The 14,214-nt window shown below is 71.0% G+C and carries 14 protein-coding genes; 12 read left to right on the plus strand and 2 right to left on the minus strand.

Features of this window, described 5'->3' with window-relative positions; translation table 11 throughout:
* The first annotated feature begins 52 nt into the window (after positions 1–52).
* From ACZ61E_RS14425 to ACZ61E_RS14470, 10 genes are all read left to right on the plus strand, one after another.
* Complete coding sequence (locus tag ACZ61E_RS14425; protein WP_469699962.1) at positions 53–991, plus strand: Rossmann-like and DUF2520 domain-containing protein; 939 nt, start codon at positions 53–55, stop codon at positions 989–991.
* The gene (gene panC, locus ACZ61E_RS14430) at positions 988–2,043 is read left to right on the plus strand and encodes a pantoate--beta-alanine ligase (protein WP_469699963.1); all 1,056 of its coding nucleotides are present in this window, start codon (positions 988–990) and stop codon (positions 2,041–2,043) included. Before ACZ61E_RS14425 ends, panC begins: the two co-directional genes overlap by 4 nt.
* Positions 2,040–3,848: an L-aspartate oxidase gene (locus ACZ61E_RS14435; RefSeq protein WP_469699964.1), complete on the plus strand. Its 1,809-nt coding sequence runs from the start codon at positions 2,040–2,042 to the stop codon at positions 3,846–3,848. Before panC ends, ACZ61E_RS14435 begins: the two co-directional genes overlap by 4 nt.
* Positions 3,845–4,867, plus strand: a complete 1,023-nt coding sequence (gene nadC, locus ACZ61E_RS14440) for a carboxylating nicotinate-nucleotide diphosphorylase (RefSeq protein ID WP_469699965.1) — start codon at positions 3,845–3,847, stop codon at positions 4,865–4,867. The genes ACZ61E_RS14435 and nadC overlap by 4 nt, the downstream gene beginning before the upstream one ends.
* On the plus strand, positions 4,867–5,664 hold the full coding sequence (locus ACZ61E_RS14445; RefSeq protein WP_164252173.1) for a type III pantothenate kinase: 798 nt from the start codon (positions 4,867–4,869) through the stop codon (positions 5,662–5,664). Before nadC ends, ACZ61E_RS14445 begins: the two co-directional genes overlap by 1 nt.
* A 655-nt stretch (positions 5,665–6,319) precedes the next feature.
* Positions 6,320–6,943 (plus strand): hypothetical protein, encoded by a 624-nt coding sequence (locus ACZ61E_RS14450; RefSeq protein WP_469699999.1) that lies wholly within the window; start codon positions 6,320–6,322, stop codon positions 6,941–6,943.
* A 13-nt stretch (positions 6,944–6,956) separates the two neighbouring features.
* The gene (locus ACZ61E_RS14455; RefSeq protein WP_078075759.1) at positions 6,957–7,136 is read left to right on the plus strand and encodes a hypothetical protein; all 180 of its coding nucleotides are present in this window, start codon (positions 6,957–6,959) and stop codon (positions 7,134–7,136) included.
* A 102-nt stretch (positions 7,137–7,238) separates the two neighbouring features.
* On the plus strand, positions 7,239–7,736 hold the full coding sequence (locus tag ACZ61E_RS14460) for a BlaI/MecI/CopY family transcriptional regulator (protein ID WP_469699966.1): 498 nt from the start codon (positions 7,239–7,241) through the stop codon (positions 7,734–7,736).
* Between the two features lie 9 nt (positions 7,737–7,745).
* Positions 7,746–8,279 carry an amino-acid N-acetyltransferase gene (locus ACZ61E_RS14465; RefSeq protein ID WP_469699967.1) on the plus strand — a complete coding sequence of 178 codons (534 nt, stop codon included), beginning with the start codon at positions 7,746–7,748 and terminating at the stop codon, positions 8,277–8,279.
* Positions 8,280–8,423: 144 nt separating this feature from the next.
* Positions 8,424–8,759 carry a histone-like nucleoid-structuring protein Lsr2 gene (locus ACZ61E_RS14470; protein WP_023539576.1) on the plus strand — a complete coding sequence of 112 codons (336 nt, stop codon included), beginning with the start codon at positions 8,424–8,426 and terminating at the stop codon, positions 8,757–8,759.
* On the opposite strand, the gene ACZ61E_RS14475 is transcribed toward ACZ61E_RS14470, so the two are convergent.
* A complete protein-coding gene (locus ACZ61E_RS14475; RefSeq protein ID WP_469699968.1) occupies positions 8,738–9,418 on the minus strand; it encodes an SCO3374 family protein in 681 nt (226 codons plus the stop codon). The genes ACZ61E_RS14470 and ACZ61E_RS14475 overlap by 22 nt on opposite strands.
* Positions 9,419–9,869: 451 nt before the next feature.
* Here ACZ61E_RS14475 and ACZ61E_RS14480 point away from each other — a divergent pair, with 451 nt between their 5' ends.
* Positions 9,870–12,395, plus strand: a complete 2,526-nt coding sequence (locus ACZ61E_RS14480; RefSeq protein WP_164252176.1) for an ATP-dependent Clp protease ATP-binding subunit — start codon at positions 9,870–9,872, stop codon at positions 12,393–12,395.
* A 503-nt stretch (positions 12,396–12,898) separates the two neighbouring features.
* Positions 12,899–13,555 (plus strand): M23 family metallopeptidase, encoded by a 657-nt coding sequence (locus ACZ61E_RS14485; RefSeq protein WP_469699969.1) that lies wholly within the window; start codon positions 12,899–12,901, stop codon positions 13,553–13,555.
* Here the strand turns inward: ACZ61E_RS14485 and ACZ61E_RS14490 are convergent.
* Positions 13,545–14,123 (minus strand): TetR/AcrR family transcriptional regulator, encoded by a 579-nt coding sequence (locus ACZ61E_RS14490; protein WP_469699970.1) that lies wholly within the window; start codon positions 14,121–14,123, stop codon positions 13,545–13,547. The genes ACZ61E_RS14485 and ACZ61E_RS14490 overlap by 11 nt on opposite strands.
* Positions 14,124–14,214: the final 91 nt, after the last annotated feature.

Genomic DNA, 14,214 nt, shown 5'->3' on the forward strand with positions numbered 1-14,214 from the left:
GGCGAGAAATCGTCCGGTACCCGTCGCGGACTGGAACGGAAGGCCCCGCCGCGTGAACGCATCAGCAGTTCCCAGAGATCCGCGTGACCCGAGGGACAGGCCCGCCCGGCTCACGGTCGGAGTCGTCGGTTCCGGTCGCGTCGGACCCACGCTGGCCGCCGCTCTCCGGCTCGCGGGCCACCGCCCGGTCGCCGCGTCGGGCGTCTCCGACGCCTCCGTGCGCAGGGCGGCCGTCCTGCTCCCCGACGTGCCCCTGGTGACGCCGGCCGAAGTGCTCGCCCGCGCCGAGCTGGTGCTGCTGACCGTCCCGGACGACGCCCTGCCCGGCCTGGTCGAAGGACTCGTCGAGACCGGTGCCGTACGGCCCGGACAGCTGCTGGTCCACACCTCCGGGCGGTACGGCACGAAGGTCCTCTCCCCGGCCCTGCACGCGGGCGCGCTGCCACTCGCCCTCCACCCCGTGATGACGTTCACCGGCACCTCCGTGGACGTCCAGCGGCTGGCGGGCTGCTCCTTCGGGGTGACCGCGCCCGACGAACTGCGGCTCGCCGCAGAGGCGTTGGTCATCGAGATGGGCGGCGAGCCCGAGTGGGTCGAGGAGGACGCCCGCCCGCTCTACCACGCCGCCCTGGCGCTCGGCGCGAACCACCTGGTCACGCTGGTCGCCCAGTCCATGGAGCTGCTCGGCAAGGCCGGTGTCGCCGCGCCGGACAGGATGCTCGGCCCGCTCCTCGGCGCCGCCCTCGACAACGCGCTGCGCTCCGGTGACGCCGCGCTCACCGGCCCCGTCGCCCGTGGCGACGCCGGCACCGTCGCCGCGCACGTCGCCCAACTGCGCGCGCACGCGCCCGCCGCCGTACCGGGCTATCTGGCGATGGCCCGCACGACGGCCGACCGGGCGCTCGCCCACGGCCTGCTCAAGCCGGGCCTCGCGGAGGACCTGCTGGACGTCCTCGCCGACGGCGACCACCACGGGGGGAGCGGCCGATGAGCCTCGAACCGGTCTCCACGCGCGCGGAGCTGACCCGGCTGCTCGCCCGCCGCGGCGACCGGCCCCCGGTCGCCGACGGGCCCGCGCCCGCCGCCCGCACCGCCGTCGTGATGACGATGGGCGCCCTCCACGACGGCCACGCCGCGCTGGTGCGCGCCGCCCGGGAGCACGTCGGCCCGGCCGGTTCCGTCGTCGTCACCGTCTTCGTCAACCCGCTCCAGTTCGGCGCGGGCGAGGACCTCGACCGCTACCCCCGGACACTCGAATCGGATCTCAGGACGGCCGGGGCGGCAGGCGCCGACGCCGTGTTCGCCCCGTCCGTGGGCGAGGTGTACCCGGGCGGCACGCCCCAGGTGCGGATCTCCGCCGGCCCCATGGGGGAGCGCCTCGAAGGCGCCGCGCGGCCCGGCCACTTCGACGGCATGCTCACCGTCGTCGCCAAGCTGCTGCACCTCACCGCCCCCGACGTCGCCTTCTACGGAGAGAAGGACGCCCAACAGCTCGCCCTGATCCGGCGGATGGTCCGCGACCTGAACTTCCCGGTCGAGATCGTCGGCGTGCCGACGGTCCGTGAGGAGGACGGTCTCGCGCTCTCCAGCCGCAACCGGTTCCTCTCCGCCGCCGAGCGGCGCACCGCCCTCGCGCTCTCCCTCGCGCTCTTCGCGGCGAGGGACCGCCTGGGGGCCCAGCACGCGCTGCGCGCCCGCGCGGAGTCCGCGCCCATGTCGAAGGCGCGCGCCGCCGCCCTCTCCGCGCTCGGCGAGGCCCGTGCCGCCGCCGACACGCACGCGGTGGCCAACGCCGCCTCCGGTACGCCGCCGGCGCACGGCTGCGGCGCGCACGCCGTACGGTCCGCGGCCCGCGTCGTCCTCGACGGGGCCGCCAGGGACAACCGGTCCTTCGCGCTCGACTACCTGGCCCTCGTGGACCCGGCCGACTTCACCGAGGTCCCCGACGACCACACCGGCGAGGCGATCCTCGCCGTGGCGGCGCGCGTCGGCTCGACACGGCTGATCGACAACATCCCCCTGACGTTCGGAGCCGCCCAGTGACCGCCGAGTCCGCCCGGAAGCCGGTACCGGGGCCGCCGGCCGGCAGCCAGCTCACCGCGCCCGTGCCCGGCTGGGCCGTCGACGCCGACGTGGTCGTGGTCGGTTCCGGTGTCGCCGGACTCACCGCGGCGCTGCGCTGTACGGCGGCCGGGCTCAGGACGGTCGTCGTCACCAAGGCGCGCCTCGACGACGGCTCCACCCGCTGGGCGCAGGGCGGCATCGCCGCCGCCCTCGGTGAGGGCGACACCCCCGAGCAGCATCTGAGCGACACCCTCGTCGCCGGGGCCGGCCTCTGTGACGAGGAGGCCGTCCGCACCCTGGTCACCGAGGGCCCCGACGCGGTGCGCCGTCTGATCGGGACCGGCGCGCGGTTCGACACGTCCGCGACGGGCGACCTCCAGCTCACCCGCGAGGGCGGCCACCACCGCCGCCGCATCGCCCACGCCGGGGGAGACGCCACCGGTGCGGAGATCTCCCGCGCCCTGGTGGACGCGGTCCGTGACGCCTCCCTCCGTACGGTGGAGAACGCGCTGGTGCTCGACCTCCTCACCGACGAGCACGGCAACACCTCCGGCGTCACCCTCCATGTGATGGGCGAGGGCCAGCACGACGGTGTCGGCGCCGTCCGCGCCCCCGCCGTCGTCCTGGCCACCGGGGGCATGGGCCAGGTCTTCTCGGCGACGACCAACCCCGCCGTCTCGACCGGCGACGGCGTGGCCCTCGCGCTGCGCGCCGGCGCCGAGGTCTCCGACCTCGAATTCGTGCAGTTCCACCCGACGGTGCTCTTCCTCGGCGCCGGATCGGAGGGCCAGCAGCCGCTGGTGTCCGAGGCGGTACGGGGCGAGGGCGCCCATCTCGTGGACGCCGACGGGGTCCGCTTCATGCTCGACCAGCACGAACTCGCCGAGCTGGCGCCCCGCGACATCGTCGCCAAGGCGATCATGCGCCGTATGCGGGAGCGGGGCACCGAGCACATGTACCTGGACGCCAGGCACTTCGGCGCGCGGATGTGGGCCACCCGCTTCCCCACCATCCTCGCCGCCTGCCGGTCCCACGGCATCGACCCGGTCACCGAGCCGATCCCGGTCGCGCCCGCCGCCCACTACGCCTCCGGCGGCATCCGTACGGACCTGCGCGGCCGGACGACCGTGCCGGGCCTGTACGCCTGCGGCGAGGTGGCCTGCACGGGCGTGCACGGCGCGAACCGGCTGGCGTCGAACTCCCTCCTCGAAGGACTGGTGTTCGCCGAGCGCATCGCGGCCGACATCGCCGCGGTCGCGGCGGCCCCCCGTACCGGACCCTCCGCCGCCCGGCCCCCGGCCACGTCGCGCGGCACGGCGGACGCCACCGCCCCGCACGGGACGGCCGACGCCGCCGCCCTCCTGCCGCTCATCGCCCCCGACGCCCGGCTGACCATCCAGCGGATCATGTCCGAAGGCGCGGGGGTCCTGCGGTCCGCCACGAGTCTGGGCACGGCCGCCGAGGCCCTGGAGGCCGTGTACCAGGACGCGCTGCGCACCGCGGACCCCGGAGGAAAGCCGGTCCAGCCGGGCGTCGAGTCCTGGGAGACCTCCAACCTCCTGTGCGTCGCCCGTGTCCTGGTGGCCGCCGCCCTGGAGCGCCGGGAGACCCGCGGCTGCCACTGGCGCGACGACTTCCCCGAGCGTGACGACACCGACTGGCGCCGTCATCTCGTCGTACGGCTCGGGGCGGGCCGCGCCCTGGAGCTGAGCCGGACCGACCCCCCCGCATTTCCCGCCGTACGCCCAGCAGATCCCCCCGTCCCCATGGAGCCGACACCGTGAGCACGCCCGAAGACAGTCCGCGCCCCGAGGCCGTGGACGTACCGCTCATCCAGATCGGCGCCCCGGCGCCGGCCGCCGGGGGCTGTGGGGACGGCTGCGGCTGCTCCGACGGCGAGGACTCCCTGGAGTGCGGTCTCGACCCCGCGCTCGCCGCGCTGCTGGCCGAGGCCGGGCTCGACCCCGTACAGGTCGAGGACATCGCCCACGTCGCCATCGGCGAGGACCTCGACCACGGCGTGGACGTGACGAGCGTCGCGACCGTCCCCGCCGACGCCGTCGCCACCGGCGACTTCACGGCGCGCAGGAGCGGCACGGTCGCCGGACTGCGCGTGGCCGAGGCCGTTCTCTCCCTCGTCTGTACGGAGGACTTCGAGGTCGAGCGGCACGTCGAGGACGGCGACCGTGTCGAGGCCGGTCAGAAGCTCCTCAGCGTCACCACCCGCACCCGTGACCTGCTCACCGGCGAGCGCAGCGCGCTGAACCTCCTGTGCAGGCTCTCCGGCATCGCGACCGCCACGCGCGCGTGGGCCGACGCGCTGGAGGGCACCGGCGCGAAGGTGCGCGACACCCGTAAGACGACGCCGGGGCTGCGCGCCCTGGAGAAGTACGCGGTGCGCTGCGGCGGCGGCGTCAACCACCGGATGTCGCTCTCCGACGCCGCTCTCGTCAAGGACAACCACGTGGTGGCGGCCGGCGGGGTCGCCGAAGCGTTCAAGGCCGTACGGGACCAGTTCCCCGACCTCGCGATCGAGGTGGAGACCGACACCCTCCAGCAGGTCCGCGAGGTCCTCGACGCGGGCGCCGACCTGATCCTGCTGGACAACTTCACCCCGGCCGAGACCGCCGAGGCCGTCGCGCTCGTCGCCGGCCGGGCCCTGCTGGAGTCGTCGGGCACGCTGGTCCTGGAGAACGCCCGCGCGTACGCCGAGACCGGCGTCGACTACCTCGCCGTCGGCGCGCTCACGCACTCCGCGCCGATCCTCGACGTCGGCCTCGACCTGCGCGAGGCGGGTGTCTGATGCTGCTCACCATCGACGTCGGCAACACCCACACCGTGCTCGGCCTGTTCGACGGCGAGGAGATCGTCGAGCACTGGCGCGTGTCCACCGACTCGCGCCGTACGGCCGACGAGCTCGCGGTCCTCCTCCAGGGACTGATGGGCATGCATCCGCTGCTCGGCGACGAGCTGGGAGACGGTATCGAGGGCATCGCGATCTGCTCCACCGTGCCGTCCGTCCTGCACGAACTGCGCGAGGTGACGCGCCGCTACTACGGAGACGTGCCCGCGGTACTGGTCGAGCCCGGCATCAAGACAGGTGTGCCGATCCTGGTCGACAACCCGAAGGAGGTCGGCGCCGACCGGATCATCAACTCGGTCGCCGCCGTCGAGCTGTACGGCGGTCCCGCCGTGGTCGTCGACTTCGGTACGGCCACGACGTTCGACGCGGTCAGCGCGCGCGGGGAGTACACGGGCGGGGTCATCGCGCCCGGCATCGAGATCTCCGTCGAGGCGCTCGGCATCAGGGGCGCCCAGCTCCGCAAGATCGAGCTGGCGAGGCCGCGCAGCGTCATCGGCAAGAACACGGTCGAGGCGATGCAGTCGGGCATCGTGTACGGCTTCGCCGGCCAGGTCGACGGGGTCGTCACCCGGATGGCGCGCGAGCTGGCCGAGGATCCGGGCGAGGTGACGGTGATCGCGACGGGCGGCCTGGCGCCGATCATCCTCGGCGAGTCGTCGGTGATCGACGAGCACGAGCCGTGGCTGACACTGATCGGTCTGCGACTGGTGTACGAACGCAACGTCTCCCGCATGTAGCCCCGCCGCCCCCCCCACGGGCACGCCGGTCAAACCCTCCCGCCGGGCCGGCCCGGACCCCGGGCCTGCCCGGCGGGCCGGGGGTCCGGACCTGAACCGCCGGACAGGGCCCGGACCGGAACCCGCCGGGCCTGCCGCGTGCCCGGACCTGAACCGCCGGGTCAGGTTCCTGACCCGGAACCGCCGGGCCGGCCGGGGGCCCGGAACGCGCCGGGCCCCCCGACCCTGAACCGTCCGGGCCCCAGGTCGGAATCGCGGGGCCGGGCCCCGGGCCGGAGCCGCTCAGTCGGCCGGGGGCCGGACCTGAACCGCTGGCCGGGCCCGGGGCTCGGAACCGCAGGTCAGGGCCCCCGACCCGGAACCGTCCGGGCCCCAGGTCGGAATCGCGGGGCCGGGCCCCGGGCCGGAGCCGCTCAGTCGGCCGGGGGCCGGAACCCGCCAGGTCGGCCCCCGGCCGGAATCGCCGGGTCGGGCCAGCCGGCCCGTCCCCCGAACGGCGGCCCCCGGGGCGGACCGCCCGGCCGGGTGCGCGAGCCCGTCCCCAGGGGGCTGTGGGCTTCGGCGTCGCCGCGCCGCCGCTGTCGCGTTTAGACGATTTTGTGCGGTTCGTGAGTATCGTCACCTCATGCCCACGCCCTATGGATCCCGCGGCGGCATGGCGTTCGGCGCAGACGAGCTGCGTGTGCTCCGAGGCGCCCTCGCCGTCGCGCTCCACCCCGCTCCCCTCCCCGACGAGGACGTCCAGGCGTGCCTGCTCCTGGCCGAGTCCGTGGACGAAGCGGTCCGCGAGGCCGGCCGGCTGCGCGCGTTCCTCCTCGCCGACCTCGCCCGCTATCGCGCCGCGCTTCCCGGCTCGGCCGCCGGGTATCTGGAGCTTCTCCAGGACGCCCTGGCCGCCGGGTACGACCCCCGCCCGGAGGACCTCATGGCCCTGCGCACCCTGCGCCCCGCACCTGTCGCCACCGCGCTGCTCGACCGCTGCCGGCGGATCGCCGAGGACTCCGTACGGGCCCGCCTCGCCGGGCGCTCACCCGCCGCACCCGCGCCCCGCACCCGGCTCCTGGCGCTCCAGGGGGGCCGTGCCGCCGCCGACCCGGACCGCCCGGACAAGGAGCCGGGAAAGGCCCCCGGAAAGGCTCCAGGGAAGCCGTCCGCCCCACCCCACCGCCCCGCGGCACCGGGGCGCCCCGCCACCGAGCGCCCCATGCCCAAGCCGTCCGAGGTCTTTCCGCCGCGCCGCAAGCCCAAGCCCCCGGCGGAACGGCGGGCCGCCGGATAGCTACTCTGGTCCCATGGACTACGTATCCGCTCTCCTGCCGCCCGTGGTGATGGCCGCCTTCTTCATCGGTCTGGTCGTGACGATCGTCAAAAGCCAGGGCGGGGACAACAAGTCGAAGGAGGACGCGGCCGTGGACGCGGCTATCGCGCGCGCCGAGGCCGCGGAGCAGCCGGGGACCCCGTCAGGCGCCTGACCCGCCGGGCTGTAGATCAGGACGTACGACTTCCACCAGTCGTACGTCCTTTTTGTTACGTCAATAACCGGCCATTCGGACATCTCGCACTATGGTTGCGGTGTGCCCCGTCAATTGGGAGACCTGGAAGACGCCGTCATGAGTCGCGTCTGGCAATGGAACCGTCCGGTCACTGTCCGGGAAGTCCTCGAAGACCTTCAGCGGGAACGGTCCATCGCCTACACGACCGTCATGACCGTAATGGACAATCTCCATCAGAAGGGCTGGGTGCGCAGGGAAGTCGACGGCCGCGCCTATCGATATACGGCCGTCTCCACACGTGCCGCCTACGCGGCCGCGCTGATGAACGAAGCCTGGTCGAAGAGTGACAACCCGGCCGCCGCTCTTGTCGCCTTCTTCGGGATGATGTCGCCGGCGCAGCGCGGCGCCTTGGAGGACGCGGTCCGTATCGTGCGGCGTGACCAGCCGGAAGCCGGCCCGGGAGCCGCGCCCGGGACACCGCCGGAAGTCCCTCCTGAAACCCCGTCAGAAACTGTGTCCGAAGCGCCCGCCGAAGTCCCGGCCGAGGGCGCCGACCGAGAGCATCCGGCGGGGCGATAGCGTCCAGTCATGTCCTCTGAGGTTCCGAAAGCCGCGGCGAATGCCATCACCGTCCGGCGGGCCAGGACCAGCGATGTGTCCGCCGTCCGCCGTCTCGTCGACCCGTACGTCGGTGAAGGGATCCTCCTCGACAAAGCGACGGTCACGCTTTACGAGGACATCCAGGAGTTCTGGGTCGCCGAACGCGACGACGACGCGAGCGTCGTCGGATGCGGCGCGCTGCATGTCATGTGGGAAGACCTCGCCGAAGTGCGCACACTCGCGGTGGATCCCCGGTTCCGGGGCGACGGTATCGGCCGTCATGTGCTCGACAAGCTGTTGCAGACCGCCCGGTGGCTCGGTGTGCGGCGCGTATTCTGCCTGACCTTCGAAGTCGACTTCTTCATCAAGCACGGCTTCGTGGAGATCGGTGAGACTCCTGTCGACGGAGATGTCTACAGCGAGCTGCTGCGTTCCTATGACGAGGGCGTGGCCGAGTTCCTCGGTCTCGAACGGGTGAAGCCGAACACCTTGGGTAACAGCCGGATGCTTCTGCACCTGTGAGCGGCTGAAGAACCCGGAACCCTATGTCCGAATCGCGCACGTTTCCCGTGTTCTTGTGCTACTGAACCTCTGCCGGGGGTTTGTGTTTTCCTGAGAAAAGCGGTTTCCTTTCGGCGTACTGCATTTTCGATGAAAGGAAAACCGGTGGCACAGAAGGTTCAGGTCCTTCTTGTTGACGACCTCGACGGTGGCGAGGCGGACGAGACCGTCACGTTCGCGCTGGACGGCAAGACCTACGAGATCGACCTCACGAACGCGAATGCGGACAAGCTTCGTGGGCTGCTCGACCCGTACACCAAGAGTGGCCGTCGCACCGGTGGCCGCGCCGCCGGTGGCCGTGGCAAGGGCCGCGCCGCCGCGGGCGGGAACAAGGACACCGCGGAAATTCGCAAGTGGGCCAAGGAGAACGGCTACAGCGTCAACGATCGCGGTCGCGTTCCGGCCGAGATCCGTGAAGCCTACGAGAAGGCCAACGGCTGAGATTTCGTCCGTGCCGTTTCTCCACGAAGCAATCGGGCCCGGTGGCACTCAGTCGCCGCCGTGTCCACGAGTCGAACGAGATCGGGGACACCCCCACCCCTGTCCCCGAGTCCGGCACTCCCTCCGGGGCCGTGTCCGAATTGGGTGAGGGCCGGCAGCGTCGGCTCCACCTCGCGTCCCGGCTCGGGGGGCCGCAGCCAGACGGCGGCCCCCTGCTCCGCTCCCGGGCGCCCCTCTCCCCGTCTTTCCGCCGCCGCGATCCCCGTCGGCTCCCAGGGGGCCCCCGGTCCCGTCGGCCTTCCCGGCGGCTCAGGGGCGGTCATCCGGCCCCCGGCGCCCACGGCGGTCAGGTCCAGCGCGATCCCGCCCCACTCCAGCCAGTCGAGCAGCCCCGGCAGTTCGTCCGCGCCTCCCGCGGCCACCAGCAGCCGCATCCGGCCCTCCGTGAGCGCCACCGGCCCGGTCCCGCCCGCGCCGATCCGGCGCAGCACCTCGGCGCCCGCGTCGCCGGGCATGTCCAGCACGTCGAAGCGGAGCCCGGTCAGCAGTGCGACGGGCGGCCCCGGCGCCGTGGCCCAGCCCAGCCCGTGCTCGTACCAGTGGGCGGCGCCGCCTTCGAGTGGCAGTGGCGCGCGGGGGAGCGGAACGGGAAGGGCCATGTTCGGACCAACTTCCCGCCGCCGCTCCGAGTTACGCGGTGTCGTCGCCCGCTCGCTCTGAGTGTTCGCTGTGGGGGCGTACTGAAGCATTCGGGAGCGCAAGGGTGTTCGCCCGTAGCGGAGGGAACCGGGGTGCGCCGCATGGAGTGTCAGTGCTTGCGGGTAAGACATTCCTAGTGGGGAGGGGCGACACGCGGTCCCGGACGTCTCACGTTCGCCATCGGCGTACCGATAGCGGGGGTATCTGTCTGGCCTGCGGGAACATCGTCTCGCACCATCAGGTTGGAGCAGGTGTCGGCTGTTCGTGAGGAAAGTTCGCCGTCGAGGCGGGGTGATCACGGCGGATGTCGGCAGTTGGAATGAGCGGTCCCCGCTTGCGGGACTAAGCTGCGGAAGGACAGGGAGGGGACCGACCCCTTTACTGCCTGACCGCTCTGAGGAGCGATTAACGATGTTCGAGAGGTTCACCGACCGCGCGCGGCGGGTTGTCGTCCTGGCTCAGGAAGAAGCCCGGATGCTCAACCACAACTACATCGGCACCGAGCACATCCTCCTGGGCCTTATCCACGAGGGTGAGGGTGTCGCCGCTAAGGCCCTGGAGAGCCTCGGGATTTCGCTCGAGGCGGTCCGCCAGCAGGTGGAGGAGATCATCGGGCAGGGCCAGCAGGCTCCGTCCGGCCACATCCCCTTCACGCCCCGTGCCAAGAAGGTCCTGGAGCTGTCGCTCCGCGAGGCCCTTCAGCTCGGCCACAACTACATCGGCACCGAGCACATCCTGCTCGGCCTGATCCGCGAGGGCGAGGGCGTCGCCGCCCAGGTCCTCGTGAAGCTGGGCGCCGATCTCAACCGGGTGCGGCAGCAGGTCATCCAGCTGCTCTCCGGCTACCAGGGCAAGGAGGCCGCCACCGCCGGCGGCCCGGCCGAGGGCACGCCCTCGACCTCGCTCGTCCTGGACCAGTTCGGCAGGAATCTCACGCAGGCCGCCCGTGAGTCCAAGCTCGACCCGGTCATCGGGCGCGAGAAGGAGATCGAGCGGGTCATGCAGGTGCTGTCCCGCCGTACGAAGAACAACCCGGTTCTCATCGGCGAGCCCGGCGTCGGCAAGACGGCGGTCGTCGAGGGACTGGCACAGGCCATCGTCAAGGGCGAGGTGCCCGAGACCCTCAAGGACAAGCACCTCTACACCCTGGACCTCGGCGCACTGGTCGCGGGCTCCCGCTACCGGGGTGACTTCGAGGAACGCCTGAAGAAGGTCCTCAAGGAGATCCGCACCCGCGGCGACATCATCCTGTTCATCGACGAGCTCCACACCCTCGTGGGTGCGGGCGCCGCCGAGGGCGCGATCGACGCGGCTTCGATCCTGAAGCCCATGCTCGCCCGTGGAGAGCTCCAGACCATCGGCGCGACCACGCTCGACGAGTACCGCAAGCACCTGGAGAAGGACGCCGCGCTGGAGCGCCGCTTCCAGCCGATCCAGGTCGCAGAGCCGTCGCTGCCGCACACCATCGAGATCCTCAAGGGTCTGCGGGACCGTTACGAGGCGCACCACCGCGTGTCCATCACGGACTCCGCGCTGGTCGCGGCCGCGACACTCGCCGACCGCTACATCTCGGACCGCTTCCTGCCGGACAAGGCGATCGACCTGATCGACGAGGCCGGCTCACGGATGCGCATCCGCCGGATGACCGCTCCGCCGGACCTCCGCGAGTTCGACGAGAAGATCGCGAACGTCCGCCGCGACAAGGAGTCGGCCATCGACTCCCAGGACTTCGAGAAGGCAGCCTCGCTCCGCGACAAGGAGAAGCAGCTGCTGGCCGCGAAGACCAAGCGGGAGAAGGAGTGGAAGGCCGGCGACATGGACGTCGTCGCCGAGGTGGACGAGGAGCTGATCGCCGAGGTCCTGGCGACCGCCACGGGCATCCCGGTCTTCAAGCTCACCGAGGAGGAGTCCTCGCGGCTGCTCCGCATGGAGGACGAGCTCCACAAGCGGGTCATCGGCCAGAAGGACGCCATCAAGGCGCTCTCCCAGGCGATCCGGCGTACGCGAGCGGGTCTGAAGGACCCCAAGCGTCCCGGTGGCTCGTTCATCTTCGCCGGCCCCTCCGGAGTCGGTAAGACGGAGCTGTCCAAGACGCTCGCCGAATTCCTCTTCGGCGACGAGGACGCGCTGATCTCCCTCGACATGTCGGAGTTCAGCGAGAAGCACACGGTGTCGCGTCTCTTCGGTTCTCCCCCCGGATACGTGGGGTACGAAGAGGGCGGCCAGCTCACCGAGAAGGTGCGCCGCAAGCCGTTCTCCGTCGTCCTCTTCGACGAGGTCGAGAAGGCCCACCCCGATATCTTCAATTCCCTTCTCCAGATCCTGGAGGACGGTCGGCTGACCGACTCCCAGGGCCGGGTCGTGGACTTCAAGAACACGGTCATCATCATGACGACCAACCTCGGGACCAGGGACATCTCCAAGGGGTTCAACCTGGGCTTCGCCGCCCAGGGCGACACCAAGTCCAACTACGAGCGGATGAAGAACAAGGTCAACGAGGAGCTGAAGCAGCACTTCCGGCCCGAGTTCCTCAACCGTGTGGACGACACGGTCGTCTTCCACCAGCTCACCGAGGAAGACATCATCCAGATCGTCGACCTCATGGTGACCAAGGTGGACGAGCGCCTGAAGGACCGGGACATGGGCCTGGAGCTCAGCCCGAACGCCAAGGCGCTGCTCGCCAAGAAGGGCTACGACCCCGTTCTGGGCGCCCGGCCGCTGCGCCGGACGATCCAGCGCGAGATCGAGGACATCCTCTCCGAGAAGATCCTCTTCGGTGAGCTGCGCCCCGGTCACATCGTGGTCGTGGACACCGAGGGCGAGGGCGAGGAGAAGAAGTTCAGCTTCCGTGGCGAGGAGAAGTCGGCACTGCCCGACGTCCCGCCGATCGAGCAGGCGGCCGGCGGAGCCGGTCCGAACCTGACGAAGGAGGCGTGAGCCGGGGGCTGAGCCGCTGAGCTCGGCCCGAGAGCCCGCAGTCGAAGGGGTGGCCCGAGACCGTAAACGGTCTTGGGCCACCCCTTCGTCGTGCCCCGGTCAGGGCCCCGCGAGGGCCGCGGACGGCCCTCCGGCGTGACAAGCCGCACACCCCTTTCCGCGCCTACGACCAGGAATAGTGGTGACGCGGGTGATTCCGGCGGGACCTTCGGAAAGGTCCGCCTCGGGACCTTGGTCCCGAGGCGCCGGATGGGGGTGGTGGCCCGGTCGGCGGCCGGATGGGCACCACTCTGACGTGCGGATAAACGGTATTTAATACGGACATTTTGATTCAGGGTCGAGGAGTGTCCGAGGGCGTCAAGGGGTCGATCTGCCGGTGCCGCGACTACGACGACATGTCGTAGATGGGTGGTTTGGGGTGTGATGGGCGGTCGGGTTACCAAGGTGAGGCAAGCCCACCCGGTGCCTGAGTGCCGGGTCCATTGACGCCCGGAGGTTTCTCAATGTCGCAGCGCACCACGCCCCGCCAGTCCACGCTCCGTACCCGCGCCGCCATCCTGGCCGCCGGACTCGGAGTGACGACGGCGCTCGGAGCGGGGGTCGCGTTCGCCGCGAACAGCAGCGGCGACGCCGGCGCCCCGGCCGCCGTAGCCGTCGAGAAGGCCGCCCACTCGGAGAAGGCGACCTCCGCCAAGGCCGCCGACAAGGCCAAGGAGAAGAAGGCCAAGAACCCCACCTGGGCCAAGCCGGTCTCCAAGTACACCCTGAGCGCCACCTACGGCCGCGGCGGCGGCATGTGGGCCAGCAAGCACTCCGGCCAGGACTTCGCCGTCTCCGTCGGCACCAACGTGAAGGCCGTTCACACGGGCACCGTCGTGAAGGCCGGACCCAACGGCGCCGGTGACGGCCCCGCGTACGGCAACGCGATAGTCATCAAGCACGGCACCGGCCCGAGCGCGAAGTACTCGCAGTACGCGCACCTGTCCAAGGTGAAGGTGCACGCCGGCCAGAAGGTCGACAAGGGCCAGAGCATCGCGCTCTCCGGCAACACCGGCAATTCGAGCGGCCCGCACCTGCACTTCGAGATCCGCACGACCCCCAACTACGGCAGCGCGATCAACCCGGTGTCGTTCCTGCGCTCGGCCGACGTCATTCTGTGACGCCCTGAGCCCGCACCATCAGATCGGTGGCGACCTCGAGGACGGCTTCCCGCTTCTCCTCGGGGTCGCCTTCGACGTCCCTGAGGGCGAGGATGCCGGCGTGCATGGCGAAGATCGCGGTGAAGCAGCGCACGCGGTCGGTCATCGTCCCCTCGGGCTGCCTGAGCAGCTCCAGGAGCCGCATCATGCGGCTCTTGAAGGTCTCGCCGACGCTCAGGTCGCGCAGCGTCGCCTGGTTCTCCTGCATGAAGCGGAAGAGGGGCGCCGCGGCGGCGAGCGCGTCGCTGTAGCGGCGCAGGATCTCCTTCTTCGCCTCCAGCGTCGGCGGCTGGGTCTCGCCCCACGCGATCAGCTCGTCGATCGGCCGTACCAGGTCCTCGAAGAGGCTGACCAGGATGTCTTCCTTGGTCTTGAAGTGGTAGTAGAGCGCGGCCTTGGTGACGTCGAGATGCTCGGCGATCTCGCGCAGTGAGGTCTTCTCGTAGCCCTGCTCGGCGAAGAGCTCCAGCGCGACGTCCTGGATGCGCTGACGGGTGTTGCCCCGACGTGGCTGCGCCGTGCTGCTCATGCTGCTCTCCCAAGTAACTTACTTGACGACCGGCTAGGGACAGGTCTACCTTCCCCGAGTGTACTTACTTGCCGGTCGACAAGTAAGTGAG

The organism is Streptomyces sp. NPDC104581 (assembly GCF_055583685.1).